The sequence below is a fragment of the Crossiella sp. S99.2 genome (genome assembly GCF_023094165.1).
In the GTDB taxonomy this organism is placed as follows: domain Bacteria; phylum Actinomycetota; class Actinomycetes; order Mycobacteriales; family Pseudonocardiaceae; genus Crossiella.
In genome coordinates this window covers 484,214-506,374 of the sequence record NZ_JALMDK010000007.1, presented here as the reverse complement: position 1 = coordinate 506,374, position 22,161 = coordinate 484,214, and the positions used below count along the sequence as shown (strand labels likewise).

At 72.2% G+C, this 22,161-nt stretch carries 1 protein-coding gene and 1 pseudogene; both read right to left on the bottom strand.

Annotation, left to right across the window (positions count from 1 at the left end):
* Positions 1-38: 38 nt before the first annotated feature.
* Positions 39-5,465: pseudogene (locus MZC64_RS28470) on the bottom strand (SDR family NAD(P)-dependent oxidoreductase); the annotation flags it as partial.
* Between the two features lie 147 nt (positions 5,466-5,612).
* A complete protein-coding gene (locus tag MZC64_RS28465) occupies positions 5,613-22,148 on the bottom strand; it encodes a type I polyketide synthase (RefSeq protein WP_247761687.1) in 16,536 nt (5,511 codons plus the stop codon).
* Positions 22,149-22,161 lie beyond the last annotated feature (13 nt).

Below are 22,161 nucleotides of genomic sequence, written 5' to 3'. Positions count from 1 at the left end.
GCCTCGTTGCCCTTCCGCGTCGCGACGAGGCGGTGGGGTCAGCTCAGCCCCAGCTCCTCGTCGATCAGAGCGAACATCTCGTCGTCACTCGCCGTGGCGAGGCCGACCTCGTGCTGATCCGCTCCCGGCTGGGCGCGGCCGTCTTGAAGAGTCCACAGGAGTTGGGCCAAGCCATTTACCAGTTTTGTCCGCGACTCCTCATCCAGTTCGGAGCCGGCCACGGCGGCCTCCAGGCGGGCCAGTTCGGTGAACGCGGCCCCCTCCCCCGCGCTGTCCACGAGCTGTCCGCGCAGGTAGCGGGCGAGTTCGAGGATGTTGGCGTAGTCGAAGATCAGCGCGGCGGGCAGGCGCAGGCCGGTGCGGGCGCCGAGCACGTTGCGCAGCTCGACCCCGTTGAGCGAGGTCATGCCGAGGTCGACGAAGCCGCGCAGCCGGTCCAGGTCGGCGTGGTTGTCGTAGCCGAGCAGATGCGCGCACTCGGTGGCGACCAGATCGGCCAGGAGGGTCTCCTGTTCCTTCTCGCTGAGCCCGCCCAGCTTCGCGGTCAGCTCGGCGCCCCGGCTGCTGGCCGCGGCGGGGCTGACGGCCTCGCCGGCGGCCGTGCCGCGCACCAGGCCACGCAGTAGCGCGGGCACCGCGTCCCGGTCCACCGCGCGCAGGTCCAGCGGCGCGGCCACGACCAGGGCGGTGGACACGGCGGTGACCGCGTCCAGCATCGCGGGTCCCTGCGCGGGTTCGATCGGGATCATGCCGGAGCGGCGCAGCCGGGCCCACTCGGCTTCGGCGAGCGCGCCACCCATTCCACCGTCGCCGCCCCAGAGGCCCCAGGCGATCGAGGTGGCGGGCAGGCCCTGGGCGCGCCTGCGGTAGGCCAGGGCGTCCAGGAAGGCGTTGGCGGCGCTGTAGGGGCCCTGGCCGGGGCCGCCGGTGAGCCCGGCGATGGAGGAGTAGGTGACGAAGGCGGTCAGCTCGTGGTCGCGGGTCAGCTCGTCCAGGACCAGGGCGGCGTCCACCTTGGGGCGCAGCACCTGGGCGAGCTGATCGGCGGTGAGGTTGGGCAGCAGGTTGTCGCCCACCACACCCGCGGTGTGCACCACGCCGGTGAGCGGGGCTTCGGACGGCACCGAGTTGAGCAGTTCCTTGACCGCGGTGCGGTCGGCGATATCGCAGGCGGCCACCCGGACCTCCGCGCCCAGCTCGGTCAGCTCCTGGGTGAGCGCGGCTGCGCCGGTTGCGTCGGGGCCGGTGCGGCTGGCCAGGATCAGGTGCCGGATGCCGTGCTGGGTGACCAGGTGCCGGGCGAGTTCGCTGCCGAGTTTGCCGGTGCCGCCGGTGATGAGCACGGTGCCCTCGGTGGGCCACTGCCAGCTCGGCTCGGCCGCCTCGGCGCGGGCCAGGCGCGGCACGGTGACCGCGCCCGCGCGCACGGCGAGCTGCGGTTCCCCGCTGCCCAGCGCGGCGAGCAGGGCGGTGGCGGATTCGTCGGTGCCGTCGATGTCGGCGAGCACGAACCGGCCGGGGTACTCGGACTGGGCGGTGCGGACCAGGCCCCACACGCCCGCGTCGGCGATGCCGTTGAGCTTGTCCTCGGGGCCGGTGCCGATGGCCTGGGCGGTCACCACGACCAGGCGGGCCTCGGCGAACCGGTCGTCGGCCAGCCAGTCCTGGATGGCGGTGAGGGTCTGGGTGACCGACTGCCGGGCCGCGTCCGCGAGATCGCCGACGCTGGCCGCCACTGGCAGCAGCACGAACTCGGGCACATGCCCGCCGCGCGCCTCGACCAGGGTGGCGAAGCTGCCGGAGGGCTCGCCGACCGCGCCACCGCGCAGGAGGGCCTCGGCCAGCTCGCTGTCACCCAGGACCACGGCGGTGCTGGTGCTTTCGGCGGTGAGTTGCCGCCAGCGCACCTCGAACAGCGCGTCCCCGCCCACGGCCGGGCCACTGGAAGCCTGGAGCTGGGCCGGGTCGACGGTGCGCATCATCAGCGAGCCGATGCTGGCGATCGGCGCGCCCGCGGAGTCGGTGAGGGTGATGGCCAGGGTGTCCGCGCCGGTGACCCGCAGGTGCACCCGGGCCGCGCTCGCGCCCGCGGCGTGCAGCTGGACCTCGTTCCAGGAGAACGGCAGCAGCATGCCCTCCCCCGTCTCCTGCGGGGCGGCGAAGGCGCTGGCGCGCAGGGCGGCGTCCAGGAGTGCGGGGTGCAGGCCGAAGCGGCTGGCGGACTTGCTGTAGTTCTCCGCGAGGCGGACCTCGGCGTAGACCTCGCCGTCCTTGGTCCAGGCGGCTTCCATGCCGGGCTGGTCGGCCACGGACAGCGCTTCCGCGCCCGCGGGCGGCCAGGCGGCGACCGGGGCGGGGGCATCTGGGAGGTCGGCGCCCAGGGTGCCGGTGGCGTTCTCCGTCCACTGTGGACTACCGGCGAAGCGGGAGTAAATCCGGATGTCCCGGTCCCCGTTGCCGTCGGCCGCGCCGACCAGGACCTGGAGGAACACCGGGCTGTCGTCGGGCAGCACCACCGGGCGGACGATGGCCAGTTCGCGCAGGGTCGGGCAGTTGACCTCGTCACCGGCCCGGATGGCGAGTTCGACCAGGGCCGCGCCCGGGATGAGCACCGAGTCGCCGACGATGTGGTCGGCCAGCCAGCCGTGACTGGCGCGGGCCACGCGGCCGGTGAGCAGGGTGCCGCCGGTGTCGGGCAGCTGGGCGACCGCGCCGAGCAGCGGGTGGTCGGCGTTGCCGAGGCCGGTGCTGGTCAGGTCGCCGGACATGCCACTGCGTTCCAGCCAGTAGTGCTGGTGCTGGAAAGCGTAGGTGGGCAAGGAGATCCGCTGCGCGCCCGCGCCGGTGAACAGCGCGGTCCAGTCCACGGTGACGCCGTGCACGTGCAGGTGGGCCAGGCTGAGCAGCAGCCGGGTCGCGCCGCCGTCCTCGCGGCGCAGGGTGCCGGTGACCACGGTGTTGTCCAGTTCCAGCTCGTCCAGGGCCTCCTGGATCGGCGCGGTGAGCACCGGGTGGCTGCTGGCCTCCACAAACGCACCGAAACCGGCCTCGGCCAACGAACGCACGGCATTCGTGAACTGCACGGTCTGGCGCAGGTTGCGCAGCCAGTACTCGGCGTCGGCGGTGCCCGGCTCGATCCACTGACTGTCCACAGTGGACCACCAGGGCACGGTGCCCGGCTGCACGGTGAGGTCGGCGAGGACTTCGCGCAGGCGGTCGGCGATGGCGTCCACCTGGTGGCTGTGCGAGGCGTAGTCCACCGGGATGACCCGGGTCCGGTAGCCCTCCGCGATGCAGCGGGCTTCCAGCTCGGCGAGGGCGGCGACGTCACCGGCGAACACGGTGGCGGTCGGGCCGTTGATCGCGGCGACCGAGAGCTGCCCGGCCCACTGGGTCAGGTCGATCTTGTCGGCGGGCGCGGCCACGGACATCATGCCGCCGCGTCCGGCCAGGTCCTCGGCAATGGCCTGGCTGCGCAGCACCACGACCTTGGCGGCGTCTTCGAGGGAGAGCACGCCGGTGACGCAGGCGGCGGCGATCTCACCCTGGGAGTGGCCGATCACCGCGTCCGGCTTGACCCCGGCAGCCTCCCACACGGCGGCCAGGGAGACCATCACGGCGAAGGAGGCGGGCTGCACGACGTCGACCCGGTCCAGGTCGCCGCCGCTTCCAATGACCTCCAGCAAGGAGAATCCGGTCAGCGGGTCCAGGGCGGCCGCGCATTCGGCCATCCGGGCGGCGAACACCGGCGAATCCTTGAGCAGGTCGGCGCCCATGCCTACCCACTGCGCGCCTTGGCCGGGGAAGACGAACACGGTCTTGCCCTCGACCACGGTCCGGCCGCTCACCACCGCGTTGGAGGTCTCGTCAGCCACCAGGGCCTCAAGTCCCGCAACGGCTTCCGCACGATCGGCGGCGACGACGACCGCACGGTGGTCCAGCACGGCGCGGGAGCTGGCCAGGGTGAACCCGATGTCCACCAGGCTGCCCTCGGGCTGCGCGGCGAGCCGGGTGGCCTGGGCGCGCAGCGCGGCCGGGACAGCGGCGGAGAGCACCCACGGCACCACACCACCGGCGGAGACCAGGCCCGCCGGTTCGGGGGTTTCCTCGACGGCTTCGGGTGCCGGGGCCTGTTCCAGGATGAGGTGCGCGTTGGTGCCGCTCACGCCGAAGGAGGACACGCCCGCGCGGCGCGGCCGGTCGGATTCGGGCCAGGGCTGGGCTTCGGCCAGCAGCCGGACATCCCCAGCCGACCAGTCCACTTTGGACGTCGGCTCGTCGGCGTGCAAAGTCTTGGGCAGCACACCGTGTCGCAGTGCCTGCACCATCTTGATCACGCCACCGACTCCGGCGGCGGCCTGGGTGTGCCCGATGTTGGACTTGAGCGAGCCGAGCCAGAGCGGCCGGTCCTCGGGCCGGTTCTGCCCATAGGTGGCGATCACGGCCTGCGCCTCGATCGGGTCGCCGAGCACCGTGCCGGTGCCGTGGGCTTCCACCGCGTCCACGTCGGTCGGGGTGAGTCCGGCCGAGGCCAGCGCCTGCCGGATCACCCGCTGCTGGGCCGGTCCGCTGGGTGCGGTGAGGCCGTTGGAGGCGCCGTCCTGGTTGACCGCGGTGCCGCGGATCACCGCGAGCACCTGGTGCCCGTTGCGCTGCGCGACGGAGAGGCGTTCGAGCAGGATCAGGCCGACGCCCTCACTCCAGGAGGTGCCGTCGGCGGCGTCGGCGAAGGACTTGCAGCGCCCGTCCTTGGCCATGCCGCGCTGCAAGGAGAACACCACGAACGCGCCGGGCGTCGCCATCACCATCGCGCCACCGGCCAGCGCCATCGAGCAGTCGCCCGCGCGCAGCGCCTGCACGGCCCAGTGCATGGCGACCAGGGAGGAGGAGCAGCCGGTGTCCACAGTGACGGCCGGGCCGAGCAGGCCGAGGGAGTAGGAGATCCGGCCGGAGGCGACGCTGTTCGCGCTGCCGGTGGCCAGGTAGCCCTGGTACTCGTCCAGGGAGCTGTCGGCGTTCATCGAGTAGCCGTTGGTGGCCACGCCGGTGAACACGCCGATATCGCTGTCCCGCAACGAGGCCGGGTTGATGCCCGCGTCCTCGAAGGTCTCCCACGCGGTTTCCAGCAGCTGGCGCTGCTGCGGGTCGGTGGCCATCGCCTCGCGCGGGGACATGCCGAAGTGCGCGGCGTCGAAATCGCCTGCCCCGTCGAGGAATCCGCCCTCGGTGACGTAGGTCTTGCCCACCGCGTCCGGGTCCGGGTCGAACAGGTTCTCCAGGTCCCAGCCACGGTCCTTGGGGAACGGCGTGATCGCGTCACCGCCGCGCTGCACCAGGTCCCACAGGTCATCCGGCGAGGCCACCCCGCCCGGGAACCGGCAGCCCATGCCGACGATGGCGATCGGCTCGTCAACCGCCGCCTCGGCCTCACGCAGCCGCTGCCGGGTGGTGTGCAGCTCGGCGGTGACCTTCTTGAGGTAGGAGAGGACCTTGTCGTCGCTGCTCATCGGTGATCTCCAGTGGTGGTGTAGGCATCGAGTTGGCCCAAGTCGTACGCCCGGTTGGGCCAACTTGACGTACGACTTGGGCCAAGTCGACGGGCTGGCAGGCGGCTAGTCATTGCCCAGCTCCGAGTCGATGAAGGCGAAGACGTCCTCGGCCGTCGCGGCCTCCAGGTTCTCCGCGACGGTGCCGCCGCCGGTGGCCGCCGAGTTCTCGGTGAGGCGGGCGGTGAGGCGGTGCAGTCTGGTGGTGAGCTTGGCCTGTTCGACGGCCTCGGCCGGGAGTGCGAGCAGGCTGGCTTCCAGGCGTTCCAGCTGGGCCTGCACGTATTCCAGGGAGTTGCTGTCGGTGTGGCCGAGTTCGGTGCGGATCCGCTTGGCCAGCGCGCTGGCCCTGGGGTGGTCGAACACCGAGGTGGCCGGCAGCCGCAGGCCGGTGCGCTTGTTGAGGCGGTTGCGCAGTTCCACCGCGGTCAGCGAGTCGAAGCCGATATCGCTGAACGCCCGGTCCGCCACCGCCGACTTGTCCGCGTAGCCGAGCACCGCGGCGGCCTCGGCCTGGACCAGGTCGACGAGCATCCGGTCCTGGTCCTCGGCGGTGAGTCCACTGAGCTTGGCGGCGAACTCGCTGGTGCCCGCCCCGTCGGCCGGTTCCTCCGGCGCGAGCAGGGCGACCACCTCGGGCAGGCCGTTGAGCAGCGGGCGGCTGCGGGTGAGGGTGTAGCCGGGGGCGAAACGCTCCCAGTCGATGTCGGCGATCACCCGGTGCGGCGAGCCTTCGCCCACCGCGAGTGCCATGGCGTGGGTGGCCTGGGCCGGGTCGAGGGTGTGCAGGCCCATCCGGCGGAGCTGTTCGGCGGCCTCGCGGTCGACCATGCCGGCCTCGCCACCCCAGGCGCCCCAGGCAATCGCGGTCGCGGCCTGGCCGCGCGCCCTTCGAGCGTGTGCCAGGCCGTCGAGGTAGGCGTTGCCCGCGGCGTAGGCGAGCTGGCCGCTGCCGCCCCAGGTCGCCGCCCCCGAGGAGAACATGACGAACGCGTCCAGGTCGTGCTCGCGCAGCAGCTCGTCCAGGTGCGCTGCGCCGGTGATCTTGGCGTGGCTGATCTGGGCGAACTCCTCGGCGGACATCTCCGAGAGCGGGGTTTCCGGGCGGGCGATGCCCGCGGCGTGCACCACGCCGGTGAGCGGCTGCCCGGCCGGGATGGCGTTGATGACCTCGGCGAGCTGGTCCCGGTTGGTGACATCGCAGGCAGCGACGGTGACTTCGGCACCGAGTTCGTTCAGTTCGGCGGTGAGTTCGGCGACGCCGTCGGCCTCAGGACCCTTGCGGCTCAACAACACCAGGCGCTCGGCGCCGTTGGTGGCGGCCCAGCGGGCGATGTGCGCGCCGAGTGCGCCGGTGCCGCCGGTGACCAGCACGGTGCCGCGTGGCTGCCAGGCTTGTGCGCTGGCAACGGGATCGCGGCGAAGGCGCCTGCCGAAGGCGGCGGATTCGCGGATGGCCACCTGGTCCTCGCCCTCGGTGCCGGTAAGCACCGCGCCCAGCCGGTCGAGCGTGGCAGAGCCGAACTGTTCGGGCAGGTCGATGACGCCGCCCCAGAGCGCGGGGCGGTCCAGGCCGAGCACGATGCCCATGCCCCACAGCTGCGGCTGCCAGTCGCTGGTCAGTTCGGCCGGGTCGGTCACCGCGACCGCGCCGCGAGTGAGCACCCACACCGGCGCGAGCAGCCCCGCCCGTTCCACCGCCTGCACCAGCGCGAGGGTGTCCGCGGGCTGGTCGTCGGTGGCGGGCAGGGACAGGATGCCGGTGTAGTCGCCGGGGACCAGCTGGTCCGGGGTGGTCTGGACGACCTTGGCGCCGCGAGCGGTGAGGCCGTCGGCAAGGGTGGCGGCCAGGTCGCCGCTATCGCGGGTGACGAGCAGCCAGGTTCCTTCCAGGGCAACGGTTCCGGGCGTGGTGAGCGGAGCCCAGTCGATCCGGTAGGACCACTGGTCGAGCGCGACGGCTTCCTGGTGGCGGCGTCGCCAGGAGGTGAGGCCGGGCAGGATCGGCGCGAGGGCTGCTTCGTCCACGCCGAGCGATCCGGCCAGTGCGGTGACATCGCCCTGTTCGACCGAGGTCCAGAACTCGCTGTCGGCAACTCCGGCCACGACCTCGGACGGTTCAGCCCAGTACAGCTCGCGCTGGAAGGCGTAGGTGGGCAAGGAGATCCGCTTGCCGCCCGCGCCGAGGAACAGTCGCGGCCAGTCCACCGGGATGCCGCGCACGTGCAGCTGGGCCAGGCTCAGCAGCAGCCGGGTGGCGCCGCCGTCCTCGCGACGCAGGGTGCCGGTGACCACGGTGTCGGGCAGGTTGCGGCCGTCCAGGGTTTCCTGGATGGCGGCGGTGAGCACCGGGTGGCTGCTGACCTCGACGAACGCGGCGTACCCTGCATCGGCGAGCGCGCCGACGGCCTGGCCGAACTGCACGGTCTGGCGCAGGTTGCGGAACCAGTAGTCGGCTGGCACTTCCGCCGGGTCGAGCCACTGATTGTCCACTGTGGACCACCAGGGCACCGAGCCCTCCTGGATGGTGATGCCAGCGAGCACCTCGGCCAGTTCGGCTTCGAGGAGGTCGACGTGGTGGCTGTGCGAGGCGTAGTCCACCGGGATCACCCGGGTCCGGTTGCCGCGTTCGGCGCACCATTCGGCGAGCTGTTCCATGGCCTGCACATCACCGGCGACCACCGTGGCGCTGGGGCCGTTGATGGCGGCGACGGAAATCGTGTCCGCCCACGGGGTGAGGTCGATCGCCTCGGCGGGGGCGGCCACCGACATCATGCCGCCGCGTCCGGCCAGGCCGTTCGCGATGGCCTTGCTGCGCAGGACGACCACCTTGGCGGCGTCGGTCAGGGAGAGCGCGCCAGTGACGCAGGCGGCGGCGATCTCGCCCTGGGAGTGCCCGATCACCGCGTGCGGCCGGACACCCGCGGATTCCCATACCGCGGCAAGGGAAACCATCATCGCGAAGGACACCGGCTGCACCACGTCCACCCGGTCCAGCTCACCGCCGCCGGACACGACATCCAGCAGCGACCACCCAGTGAGCGGGTCCAGTGCCGCGGCGACTTCGGCCAGGCGGGCGGCGAAGACCGGCGAGGACTTGAGCAGTTCGGCACCCATGCCGACCCACTGCGCGCCCTGGCCGGGGAAGACGAACGCGACCCGGCCGTCCACCGATGCCTGGCCGCTGACCACGTAGCCGGAGGGCTCGTCGTTGGCCAGATCAGCCAGTGCGGCAACGGTTTCGGCGGTGCTGGGTGCCACGACCACGGCACGATGTTCCAGGGTGGCTCTGGTGGTAGCGAGGGACCAGCCGAGGTCGACCGGGTCAGCCCCGGTGTAGTCGGCGAGCTTGGCTGCCTGTCCGCGCAAAGCGGATGCGGCCGAGCCGGAGAGCACCCACGGGACCACGCCGCCGGAGGCGACCAGGCCGGATCCGTTGGCGGAGACCGGTTCCTCGATCTCCGGGGCCTGCTCGATGATCACGTGCGCGTTGGTGCCGCTGACCCCGAAGGAGGACACCGCCGCGCGGCGCGGCCGTTCAACCTCGGGCCAGGGCCGCGCCTCGGCGAGCAGTTCGACCGAGCCAGTGGACCAGTCGACCTTGGTGGAGGGTTCGGTGATGTGCAGCGACTTCGGCATGATCCCGTACCGCAGGGCCTGCACCATCTTGATGATCCCGCCGACACCGGCTGCTGCCTGGGTGTGCCCGATGTTGGACTTCAGCGACCCCAGCCACAGCGGCTCTTCCCGGTGCTGCCCGTAGGTGGCGAGCAGGGCCTGAGCCTCGATCGGGTCGCCCAGGGTGGTGCCGGTGCCGTGCGCCTCCACCACGTCGATGTCCGAAGTGGACAGTCCGGCGCTGGCCAGCGCGGAGCGGATCACCCGCTGCTGGGCCGGGCCGCTGGGGGCGGACAGGCCGTTGGAGGCGCCGTCGGAGTTGATGGCGGATCCCTTGACCACGGCCAAGATCCGGTGCCCGTGGCGCTTGGCGTCGGAGAGCCGTTCGAGGACCAGCACGCCGACGCCCTCGCCCCAGGCCACGCCGTCGGCGTCGTCGGAGAAGGACCGGCTGCGGCCGTCCGGGGACAGCGCGCGCTGGCGGGAGAACTCGATGAACCCGGCCGGGGTGGACATCACGGTCACGCCACCGGCCAGTGCCAGCCCGCATTCCCCGGCCCGCAACGCCTGCGCGGCCAGGTGCAGCGCGACCAGCGAGGAGGAGCAGGCGGTGTCGACGGTGACGGTCGGGCCTTCCAGGCCGAGCGCGTAGGCGACCCGGCCGGAGGCGACGCTGGCCAGGCCGCCGGTGGCCTGGTGGCCTTCGTATTCCTGGCCGAGCAGGTTCGGGTAGTCATTGCAGCTCAACCCGGTGAACACACCGGTTGCTGTGCCGCGCAACGCCTTCGGGTCGATCCCGGCCTGTTCCAGAGCTTCCCAGGAGGTTTCCAGCAGCAGCCGCTGCTGCGGGTCGGTGGCCACGGCCTCCCGCGGCGACATGCCGAAGAAACCGGGGTCGAATTCGCCCGCCTCGTGCAGGAAACCGGCGCGGCGGGTGTAGCTGCGGCCCTTGCGGTCGGGGTCCGGGTCGTAGAGGTTGCCGAGGTCCCAGCCGCGGTTGACCGGGAAGTCGGTGGTGGCGTCGATGCCGTCGGAAACCAGGTCCCACAACGCGTCCGGGCCGTCCACGCCACCGGCGAAGTGGCAGCCGATGCCGACGATCGCGATGGGTTCGTCGGCGGCGATCGGTCCCTGCTGGTGGCCGTCGGCGCTCGGTGCGCCGGAGATTTCCCGGAGCAGGAACTCACTGAGCACAGCGACGGTCGGGTAGTCGAAGGCCAGCGTGGCGGGCAGGTTCAGGCCGGTAGCGGCGGAGAGGCCGCGGCTCAGGCGCAGGGCCAGCAGGGAGTCGAAGCCGAGTTCCTGGAACGGCCGGTCGGCCGGGATCCGGCCCGGGTGACCGAGCACGGCCGCGACCCGTTCGCTGACCAGTTCCCGCAGCGCGCGGGCCTGGTCCTCGGCCGAGCGGTCGAGCACCACGGGCTCGGCCACCGCCACATCCGCCGAGTTGGCCCAAGTGGTACGGCCAGTTGGCCCAACTGGTACGCCCGCTTGGGCAAACTGGGTGGTGGGCCAGTGCCGCCTGCCCTGGAAGGCGTAGGTCGGCAGGTCCACCAGGGTCGCGGCGGGGATCAAACTCGGCCAGTCGATCCCGACGCCGGCCACGTGCAGTTCGGCCAGGCCGCGCAGCAGCGAGCGCCGCTCGTCGGCCTGATCCGCGTGCAGCAGCGAGGTCACCGCGGCCTCGGCGGGCAGGGCTTCGGCCACTGCGACGCCGAGGGTGGAGCCGGGGCCGAGTTCCAGCACCGCGCGCACGCCCGCCTCGGCCAGGGTGGCCAGCGCGTCGGCGAACCGGACCGGCTCGCGGACCTGGCGGACCCAGTAGTCCGGGCTGCCGAAGTCGGTGACCTCACCGACCGTGGAGATCACCGGGATGCTGGCCTGTCCAACGGAAATCCCGTCGATGGCGGCGGCGAACTCGGTGAGCATCGGGTCCATCAGCGTGGAGTGGAAGGCATGGCTGACCGGGAGCTTCTTGGTGCGGATGCCCTGGGCGGCAATGGCTTCGGCGACCTCGTGCACGGCGTCCGCGTCACCGGAGAGCACCAGGCTTTCCGGCGCGTTGATCGCGGCGATGGAGACGCCCTCGCGGCCGTTGATCAGGTCGGTGACCAGGTCCTCCCCCGCTGCCACGGCGACCATCGCGCCGCCGGTGGGCAGGGCCTGCATCAGCCGGGCGCGGGCCGAGACCAGCGCGCAGGCGTCGGTCAGCGACAGCACGCCGGCGACGTGCGCGGCGGCGAGTTCGCCGATGGAGTGGCCGACCAGGTAGTCGGGACGCACGCCCCAGGTCTCGACCAGCCGGAACAGCGCGACCTCGATCGCGAACAGGGCGGGCTGGGCTGAGCCGGTCTGGTTGAGCGCGGCGGCGTCCTCGCCCCAGATCACCGCGCGCAGATCGTCGTCGAACTCGGCGAGCACGGCGTCGAAAGCGGCGGCGAAGACCGGGAAACGCTGGTACAGATCGCGTCCCATGCACAGGCGTTGCGCACCTTGGCCGGAGAAGACAAAAGCGGTCTTGCCGGGGATGACCACACCGCGGGCCACAGCCGCGCCGTCGAGCAGCACCGAGCGGTGGCTGAACCCGGTGCGGCGGAAGGCCAGTGAGTAAGCGACATCGGTGACCGGCTCGTGTGCCAGGATCGCCTGCACCCGCTCGATCTGGGCGTCCAGCGCGTCCGGGTTCTTGGCCGAGACCAGCAGCGGGACCAGGTCCTCGGACGGGGTTTCCGTTGCGGGAGCGGCGATTGGCGGCTGTTCCAGGATCACGTGCGCGTTGGTGCCGCTCACGCCGAACGCGGAGACCGCGGCGCGACGCGGCCGGTCCGGTGAGGTCCACTCGACTGCTTCAGTGACCAGGCGGATCTCGCCGGTGGACCAGTCCACCTGGGCGGACGGCTCGGTGACATGCAGGGTGCGCGGCACGATCCCGTGCTGCATGGACTGCACCATCTTGATGATCCCGCCGACCCCCGCGGCGGCTTGGGTGTGCCCGATGTTGGACTTGAGCGAACCCAGCCACAGCGGGGCTTCCCGGTCCTGCCCGTAGGTGGCGAGCAGGGCCTGGGCCTCGATCGGGTCGCCGAGCCGGGTGCCGGTGCCGTGCGCCTCCACCACGTCAACGTCCGAAGTGGACAGTCCGGCGGCGGCAAGGGCTTCCTGGATCACCCGCTGCTGGGCCGGTCCGTTGGGGGCGGTGAGGCCGGTGGAAGCGCCGTCGGAGTTGACCGCGGATCCCTTGACCACAGCCAGAATCCGGTGCCCGTGTCGCTGTGCGTCGGAGAGCCGTTCGAGCACGAGCACGCCGACGCCCTCGGACCAGGCGGTGCCGTCAGCGGTGTCGGAGAACGCCTTACACCGGCCATCCGGGGCCAGCGCCCGCTGCCGGGAGAATTCGATGTGCGCGGCCGGAGTGGACATCACGGTGACGCCACCGGCCAGGGCCAGGGAGCATTCGCCGGAGCGCAGGGCCTGGGCGGCCAGGTGCAGCGCGACCAGCGAGGAGGAGCAGGCCGTGTCCAGGCTGAGGACCGGGCCCTCCAGGCCGAACAGGTAGGCGACCCGGCCGGAGGCGACGCTGGCGATGCTGCCGGTGGAGCGGTGGCCTTCGTACTCCGCGCCGAGCAGGGTGCCGTAGTCGGTGGCGCTGACGCCGGTGAACACGCCGGTTTTGCTGCCGCGCAACCGGTGTGGCGGGATGCCCGCGTGTTCCAGGGCCTCCCAGGAGGTTTCCAGCAGCAGCCGCTGCTGCGGGTCGGTGGCGGCGGCTTCGTGCGGGGACATGCCGAAGAAGTCCGCGTCGAAGGTGTCCGCTTCGCGCAGGAAGTAGCCGGACTTCACGTACACGGTGCCGGGGTGGTCCGGGTCCTCGTGGTACAGCGAATCGAGGGGCCAGCCGCGGTCGGCGGGGAACTCGGTGAGCGCGTCGCCACCGGCCTCCACCAGGCTCCACAACGCCTGCGGACTGTCAATGCCGCCGGGGAAGCGGCAGCCCATGCCGACGATCACGATCGGATCGGACTGGTCGACCGTGGCGACCGGGGTCGCGGTGCGCACGGCCTGGCCGCCGGTGAGTTCCCGGTGCAGGTAGTCGGCGAGCGCGGTGACGGTGGAGTAGTCGAAGGCCAGCGTGGCAGGCAGCGCCAGGCCGGTGGCCGCGGACAGCGCGCGGCTGAGTTCCACCGCGGACAGCGAGGTGAAGCCGAGGTCGCCGAAGGGGGTGTCCTCGGCGATACCGTCGGCGTAGCGCAGTACCGCGGCGATCCGGTCGCCGATGAGCGCGCGGAGTTCGGCCGGGCTGCTGGCGCGGACGACGGGTGCGTCCACAGTGGACTGTGGGGCGGCCGGGGTGGCCAGGGCACGCAGGGCATGCGGCACGGCGGCGGACTGGCTGAGCACCGTGGCGTCCAGGCGGGCGCCGGCGACCACGTCCGACGCACCGGCGATGGCGCGGTCGAACAGGGCCAGGCCCTGTGCCTCGGTCATCCCGGTGAGGCCGACGTGGGACAGCGACTGCCAGTCGTCGGCGGAGAGCCCGGTGGCCATGCCGACCGTCCACGGGCCCCAGGCGATGGAGAGTCCGGGCAGAGCGGCGGCGCGGCGGGCGCGGGCGAGTTCGTCCAGGGCGGCGTTCGCGGCGGCGTAACTGGCCTGACCGCGGGCGCCGACGATGCCGGCGAGCGAGGAGAAGACCACGAACGCCTGCAGGTCGAGTTCGCGGGTGGCTTCGTGCAGGTGGTAGGCCCCGTCGACCTTGGCACGCAACACAGTCGCGAGGCGGTCCGGGGTGAGTGCCGGGATCAGCGCGTCGTCCACGACTCCGGCGGAGTGCACGACCGCGCCGAGGTCCTCGATGCCGTTGACCAGGTCAGCGACCGCGTTCCGGTCGGCCAGGTCGCAGGCCACGATCCGCACGTCGGCGTCGATTCCGGCGGCCCACTCGGTGATGCCCTCGGCTGCGGGACCACTGCGGCTGGCCAGGACCAGGCGGCGGAAACCCTGGCCGACCAGGTGGTTGGCGAGGGCGCGGCCGATGCCGCCGGTGCCACCGGCGATCAGCACTGTGCGCTCGCGGTCCCAGCTCGCCTCGGCCACCCGCGGCTGGAGCGGCCCGAACCGGGGTGCGAGCACCTGACCGGCGCGGACCAGCAGGCTGGGTTCCTCGCCGGTGAGGTGCGGGGTGGCGAGTTCGACCTCGACCGGGGTGTTGGCGGCCAGGTGCAGGAAGCGACCCGGGTATTCGGCGGCGGCGGAGCGGATCACGCCGGCCACGGCCGCGGCGGCCAGGCCCTCGACCGGGGTGACCACGACCAGGCGGTCGGTTTCCTCGGTCAGCCAGCGCTGCACCAGGGTGAGTGCCTCGGTGGCCGCGTTGAGCACGGCGTCCGGGTCGTCCGTGGCCTGCCCGGCCTCGGCGAGGACCACGGCGGGCGGGTTTTCGATGGCCTGGACGGTCTGGGGCAGCCAGTCCACGCCGAACAGGGTTCCGCCGCTAGTGACGGCCACCTCGGGCCAGTAGCGGCGGTGCTGGAACGGGTAGGTGGGCAGCTCGACCACCCCGGCGGCGGGCAGCAGCCGGGTCCAGTCCACCGGGGTTCCGGCCACGTGCAGACCCGCGACCCCGGCCAGCACTGATTCGGCCTCTACCGATCGGTCGGCGCGCAGCAGCGAGGTGACCACGGCCTGCTCGGGCAGCGACTCGGCGGCGGCCGCGCACAACAGTCCATCCGGGCCGACCTCCAGCACGGTCCGGACACGCGCGGCCGCCAGGGCCGAGATCGCCGCGGCGAACCGCACTGGCTCGCGCACCTGGCGCACCCAGTACTCGGTGCTGCGCAGGTCCTCGCCCAGGGCGAGTTCGCCGGTGACTGTGGAGATCACCGGGATGCGCGGTTCGCGGAAGCTGATCGAGCCAAGGGATTCGCCGTATTCGGCGTGCATGGGCTCCATCAGCGGGGAGTGGAAGGCGTGGCTGACCGAGAGCAGCTTGGTGCGCCGCCCGCGTCCGCCGAGGACCTCCTTGACCTCGGCCACCGCCTCAGCCTCGCCCGCCAGCACGATGTTGCGGGCGGCGTTGATCGCGGCAATGGACACCGCGGGCCGGTCCGCGAGGACTTCGGCGACCTCGGCCTCGTCGGCTTCGACCGCCAGCATCGCGCCACCGGCGGGCAGCGCCTGCATCAGCCGGGCACGGGCCGAGACCAGCGCGCAGGCGTCGGTGAGCGAGAGGATGCCGGACACGTGCGCGGCCGCGATCTCGCCAATGGAGTGGCCGACCAGGTAGTCGGGGCGCACACCCCAGGATTCGAGCAGCCGGAACAACGCGACCTCGATGGCGAAGATCGCCGGCTGCGCCCAGCCGGTCTGGTTGAGCTGGTCGGCGTCCTCGCCCCAGATCACCTCGCGCAAATCGGACCACTTGGGCAAACTCGTACGCCCACTTGGGCCAACCGGGCGTACCAGTTGGGCCAACTCGGCGAGCACCGCGTCAAAAGCCTCGGCGAACGCCGGGAAGCGAGCGTGCAGCTCGCGGCCCATGCCCAGGCGCTGCGCGCCCTGGCCGGAGAAGACGAACGCGGTCGCGCCCTCGACGGTGGTGCCGCGGGCGATTTCGTGGTCGCCCAGCAGGACCGCGCGGTGTTCGAAGGCGGTGCGGGTGGTGGCGAGCGAGTAGGCGATGTCCACAGTGGACTCGGCGGTGAGCAACGGGCGCAGGCGGGCGATCTGCTCGTCCAGCGCGGCTGCGGTTCGCGCGGCCACTGGCAGCGGGACCAGGTCGGCCTCGATGGTGGGGCGTTCGGGCTCCGGCGGGGCCTGTTCCAGGATGACGTGTGCGTTGGTGCCGCTGATGCCGAAGGAGGACACCGCGGACCGGCGCGGGCGGCCGACCTCGGGCCAGGGCACCTCTTCGGTGAGCAGCCGGACCTCGCCGCTGGACCAGTCGACCTGGTCGGAGGGCTCGGTGAGGTGCAGGGTGCGCGGCACGATCCCGCGCTGCATGGCCTGCACCATCTTGATCACGCCACCGACGCCGGCGGCGGCCTGGCTGTGGCCGATGTTGGACTTGAGCGAGCCGAGCAGCAGCGGCTGGTCCCGGTCCTGGCCGTAGGTGGCGAGCAAGGCGCGGGCCTCGATCGGGTCGCCGAGCGAGGTGCCGGTACCGTGCGCCTCCACCACGTCAACATCCGAAGTGGACAGTCCGGCGGAGTTCAGCGCCGCGCGGATCACCTTGCGCTGCGCGGTGCCGCTGGGGGCGGTGAGGCCGTTGGAGGCGCCGTCGGAGTTGATCGCGGAGCCCTTGAGCACAGCCAGGATCCGGTGGCCGTTGCGGCGTGCGTCGGAAAGCCGTTCCAGCACAACGACACCGACGCCCTCGGACCAGCCGGTGCCGTCGGCGGAGTTGGAGAATGCCTTGCAGCGGCCGTCCGCGGACATCACCCGCTGCCGGGAGAACTCCACGAACGCGGTGGGCGTGGACATCACGGTCGCGCCACCGGCGATGGCGAGGGAGCATTCGCCGGCGCGCAGGGACTGGGCGGCCAGGTGCAGGGACACCAGCGAGGAGGAGCACGCCGTGTCCACCGAGACCACCGGGCCCTCCAGACCCAGGGTGTAGGCGACGCGGCCGGAGGCGACGCTGTGCGTGCTGCCGATGCTCTGCTCGCCCTCGAAGTCGGCGGCCAGCAGCGGCCCGTAGTCGGTGTAGATCACACCGGTGAACACGCCGGAGTCACTGCCGCGCAACGACCTCGGCTCGATGCCGGCGCGTTCCAGGGCTTCCCAGGTGGTTTCCAGCAGGAGTCGCTGCTGGGCGTCGGTGGCCATGGCCTCGCGCGGGGACATGCCGAAGAAGGCGGCGTCGAATTCGGCGGCGTCGTGCAGGAAGCCGCCGGAGCGCACGTAGGTGGTGCCGCGCCGGTCCGGGTCGGGGTCGTAGATCCCCTCGACGTCCCAGCCTCGGTCGGTGGGGAACTCGGTGATGGCGTCCACGCCGTCGGTGACCAGCTGCCACAGGCCGTCCGGGTCGACCACGCCGCCCGGGTAGCGGCAGCCCATGCCGACGATGACGATCGGGTCGGAGTCGTCGATCCGCCGGGTCGGCCGGTCGGTGACGGCGAGGTCGTCGGACCCGGTCAGCTCGGCGAGGAGGTGGTCGGCGAGGGCGATCACGTTGGGGTACTCGAACACCAGCGTGGTGGGCAGGGCGAGTTTGGTGGCTTCGGCGAGGGCGCGGCTGAGTTCGACCGCAGTCATCGAGTCGAAGCCCAGTTCGCGGAAGGCCCGGTCCACGGGGACCTCGCCGGTGTGCCGCAGCACGGCGGCGACCCGGGCCCGCACCAGTTCGCGCACGGCGGTGAGCTGTTCGGCGCGGGTGCCGCTGAGCAGGCCGGACACCCCGGCCAGCGCGGCCTTGCCCCGGCGCACCCCGCGCTTACCCGCGAACTCGCGCAGCACGGGCGGCAGCACGTCCTGGCGGCGCACGGCGGCGAAGTCGATTGGCGCGACCAGTGCGGACGCGGTGTTGGTGGCAATCAGCCGGTCGAAGGCAGCCAGGCCCTCAGTGGCGGTGAGCTGGCGGAATCCGGCGGCGATCATCCGCTGCCGGTCGGTCTCGGTCAGCGCGGCGGACAGGCCGATTTCCCAGGCGGCCCAGGAGATCGCGAGGCCGGGCAGGCCCCTGGATCGGCGGTCGCGGACCAGTTCGTCCAGGGCGGCGTCGGCGGCGGTGTAGGCGGCCTGGCCCGCGTTGCCGAAGATCCCGGCGGCCGAGGAGAAGACCACGAATCCGGCGAGGTTCCGGTCGCGAGTGGCTTCGTGCAGGTGCCAGGCGGCGTCGAACTTGGGCCGGAGCACGGCGGAGAGTCGTTCGGCGGTCAGGGATTCGACCACGGCGTCGTCCAGCACACCGGCGGCGTGCACGACCGCGGTGAGCGGGCCGTCAACACTGTCGATCAGCTGCTGGACCGAGTCCACAGTGGACAGATCGCAGGCGATGGCCTGGGCGCCGAGTTCCGCGCACAGTTCGGCGGCGCCGGGGGCGTCCGGGCCGCGGCGGCTGGCCAGGACCAGGCGGCGGAAGCCCTGGGCGGCCAGGTGCCGGGCGAGCGCGCTGCCCAATCCGCCGGTGCCGCCGGTGATCAGAACGGTGGCGTCGCGATCCCAGGTGAGTGCGGTGGATTCGGGAGTGTGGCGGCGCAGGCGGGCGGCCTGAACCTGGCCGTTGTGGATGCGCAGGCGGGGTTCGTCGTCGCTGAGGAAGGGCAGGGCGACGGCGGGGTCGGTGCCCGCGGGCACGGCGAGGTGGGTGAAGCGACCGGGGTGTTCGGCGCTGACCGAGCGGAGGAAGCCGCCCACGGCTGCGGCGGCCGGGCCGGAGTCGGGGGTGACGATGGCCAGGCGGGCGGGATTGCCCTGGGCCAGCCAGTCGCGGACGAGTTCGAGGGTCTGGGCGGTGGCGTGGTGGACGGCGTCGAGGTCGTCGCCCCGGGTGGCGATCTCGGCGAGGACCACCTCTGGCTGCGTCTCTACCGAACGGTCGGTAGGCACGCGGTCGGGCTGTTCCGCCGGTACGTCGGTCAGCGTTGCCCAGTCCAGGGTGAATAGGTCGGCCCCGGACTCCGCCGCGATCTCGACCGCGCGCAGGGTGACCGAGCGGGCGGTGAGCACTGGGTCGCCGGAGGGATCGGTCGCGACCAGTTCCCACTCGTCCCCGCCCAGCCCGGTCAGCCGCACCTTCAGCGTGCTGGCTCCGGTGGCGTGCAGGGTGACGTCCTGCCATTCCACCGGTCGCAGGTCGTCCTCGATCGCGGCGTGCAGCAACCCGGGGTGCAGGCCGAAGCCGGGGTCGGTGGCGCCGTCGGGCAGCGACACCTCGGTGACCTGTCCACCTTCGCTAGACAGGTCCAGTTCGCGCGGGTTCTTGGCAAGCTGGCCCGACGCGTGCCGGGTCCACTCCTCATCGGAGTCGGCCGGGCGGGCGTGCACCGACACGGTGCGTCGGTCGTCGCCTGCCGCGCCGATGACGATCTGGATCTGGGACCCGCCGTCGGGCAGGACCAGCGGAGTCAGTTCGGTCAGGCTGGCCACCCGGGCGTAGCCGACCTCATCGGCCGCGCGCACCACCAGTTCCAGCAGCGCGCTGCCCGGCACGGTGGCCTGATCAGCAAGCCAGGGATGGGTTTCCCGGGACAGGCGGCCGGTGAGCACAGTGCCCGAGCCGTCGCCGAGCGGGACGGCCGCGCCGAGCACCGGGTGCCGGGTGGCGGTCAGGCCGAACGCGGCGGCGTCGCCACCGATGCGCGGGGCCGGCCAGTAACGCTGGCGCTGGAAGGCGTAGGTGGGCAGGTCCACCTGGGTGCCGGACCCGGCGAACCAGGCCGCCCAGTCCACCTTGCCGCCGCGCACCCACCACTGGCCAACGGATTCCAGCAGTCGCCGGGCCCCGCCCTCGCCGCGGCGCAGGGTGCCGGTGACCACGCCCTCGGCGCCGATCAGGTCCAGGGTGGCCTGGATTTCGGCGGCCAGCACGGGGTGCGGGCTGACCTCGACGACCCGGGTGTGTCCGGCGCGGATCAGGCCCTCGATGGCGGTGTGGAAGCCGACCCGCTGACGCAGGTTGCGGAACCAGTAGCCGCCGTTCAGCTCGGTGGTGTCCAGCCAGCCGTCGGTGACCGTGGAGTAGAACGGCACCGCACCGGCCTGCGGACGCACCTCGGCGAGCAGCTGGCCCAGTTCGGTTTCCAGCTCGGCCACGAAGTGCGAGTGCGAGGCGTAGTCCACCGCGATCTGCTTGACCCGCACGCCATCGGCCTCGCAGCCGCGCACGAATTCCTGGATCGCGCCGATCTCACCGGAGACCACCACGGCGGCCGGACCGTTGACCGCGGCCACGCCAACGCCGTCGATGAGGCGGGCTTCGACCTCGGCGACGGGCAACGCCACCGAGGCCATACCACCACGCCCGGCCAGCACCCGGGCGATCAACTGCGACCGCCGGGCGACGACCAAAGCACCGTCCTGCAACGACAATCCACCAGCCACGACCGCGGCCGCGACCTCGCCCTGCGAGTGGCCAACCACCGCGTCCGGCTGCACACCGAGCGACTGCCAGACCGCGGCGAGCGAGACGTTCACGGCCCAGGTGACCGGCTGCACGACGTCGACCCGGGCGAGCAGCTGCTCGTCGCCGAGTGCGTCGACCAGGTTCCAATCCACATGCGGTGCAAGGGCTTCCGCGCATTCGTCCAGTCGCGCGGCGAACACCGGGTACTGCTCGCGCAGTTCGAGGGCCATGCCGACCCACTGCGAGCCCTGGCCAGGGAAAACGAAGACCGAGTTGCCGCCCGTGAACACCGTGCCTGAGACCACTCCCCCAGCCTCGGCGAACCCGGTGTCGGCAAAGCCTTGCAACAGCCCGGAAAGCTCGCCCGCATCCGCACCGACCACTACCGACCGCACCGCCAGCGCGGCCCGCGAGGAGATCGAGGAGAACCCGGCGTCCAGCGCGGTCGGCGCGTCCGGACCGCTCAGCAGTGCGGCCAGTCGCGCGGCCTGGCCACGCAGTGCGGGCTCGACCTTGGCCGACAACGCCACCGGCACCACGGCCGGAGCCGTTGCGGGCTCAGTGGATTCGGCCTCCTCGGGGGCCTGCTCGATCACGATGTGCGCGTTGGTGCCGCTGACGCCGAAGGAGGACACGGCCGCGCGGCGCGGGCGGTCGACGGCGGGCCACGGGGTGGTCTCGGTCAGCAGTTCCACCGCGCCGACCGACCAGTCCACGTGTGCCGAGGGTTCGGTGACGTGCAAGGTCTTGGGCGCCACGCCGTAGCGCACGGCCTGCACCATCTTGATCACACCGGCCACGCCGGCCGCGGCCTGGGTGTGGCCCAGGTTGGACTTGATCGAACCCAGCAGCAGGGGGATTTCCCGGCCCTGGCCGTAGGTGTTGAGCAGGGCCTGGGCCTCGATCGGGTCGCCCAGGGTGGTGCCGGTGCCGTGTGCCTCCACCACGTCGACGTCCGAAGTGGACAGTCGGGCCTCGCGCAGCGCGTCCTGGATGACGCGTTGCTGGGACGGTCCGTTGGGGGCGGTGAGGCCGTTGGAGGCGCCGTCCTGGTTGATCGCGCTGCCGGTGATCACCGCGAGGACCCGGTGGCCGTTGCGGCGGGCGTCGGAGAGGCGTTCCAGCACGATCACGCCGACGCCCTCGGCCCAGGCGGTGCCGTTGGCGGAGTCGGAGAATGCCTTGCAGCGGCCGTCGGGGGCGAGTCCGCCCTGGCGGGTGAACTCGATGAACGCGGTGGGCTGGGTCATCACCGAGGCGCCACCGGCCAGGGCCAGGTTGCACTCGCCGTTGCGCAGCGCGCGCATGGCCAGGTGGATGGTGACCAGCGAGGAGGAGCAGCCGGTGTCGACGGTGACCGCGGGGCCTTCCAGACCGAGGGCGTAGGAGACCCGGCCGGAGGCGACGCTGGGCGCGCTGTTCAGGCTCAGGTAGCCGCGGGAGTCCTCGGGGTCGAGCAGGTCGCCGTAGTCGCCGTAGACCAGGCCGGTGTAGACGCCGGTCCGGCTGCCCTTCAGGGTTTCCGGGTCGATCCGGGCGTGTTCCAGTGCCTCCCAGGAGGTTTCCAGCAGCAGCCGATGCTGGGCGTCGGCGGTCAGCGACTCCCGGGGGGACATGCCGAAGAACTCGGAGTCGAACATGGCCGCGTCGTCCAGGAAGCCGCCGACCCGAGGGAAATCCACCCCGCCGGTCGGCCAGTTCCGGTCGGCGGGCACGCCGGACATGACGTCCCGCTCGTCCCGGACCAGTTCCCACAGGTCTTCTGGCCCGCGCACGCCGCCAGGGAACCGGCAGCCGATGCCCACGACCGCGATCGGCTCCCGGCCCTGCGCCTCAAGCTCCTCGATGCGCTGGCGCGCGCGGCGCAGGTCGACCGTGACCTTGCGGAGGTAGTCGACAACCTTGTCCTGCTGTTCTGGCATCCGGTGTACCTGC

Coding starts and splice junctions, on each gene's coding strand:
- MZC64_RS28465 (WP_247761687.1), bottom strand. CDS start 22,148: ATGCCAGAACAGCAGGACAAGGTTGTCGACTACCTCCGCAAGGTCACG.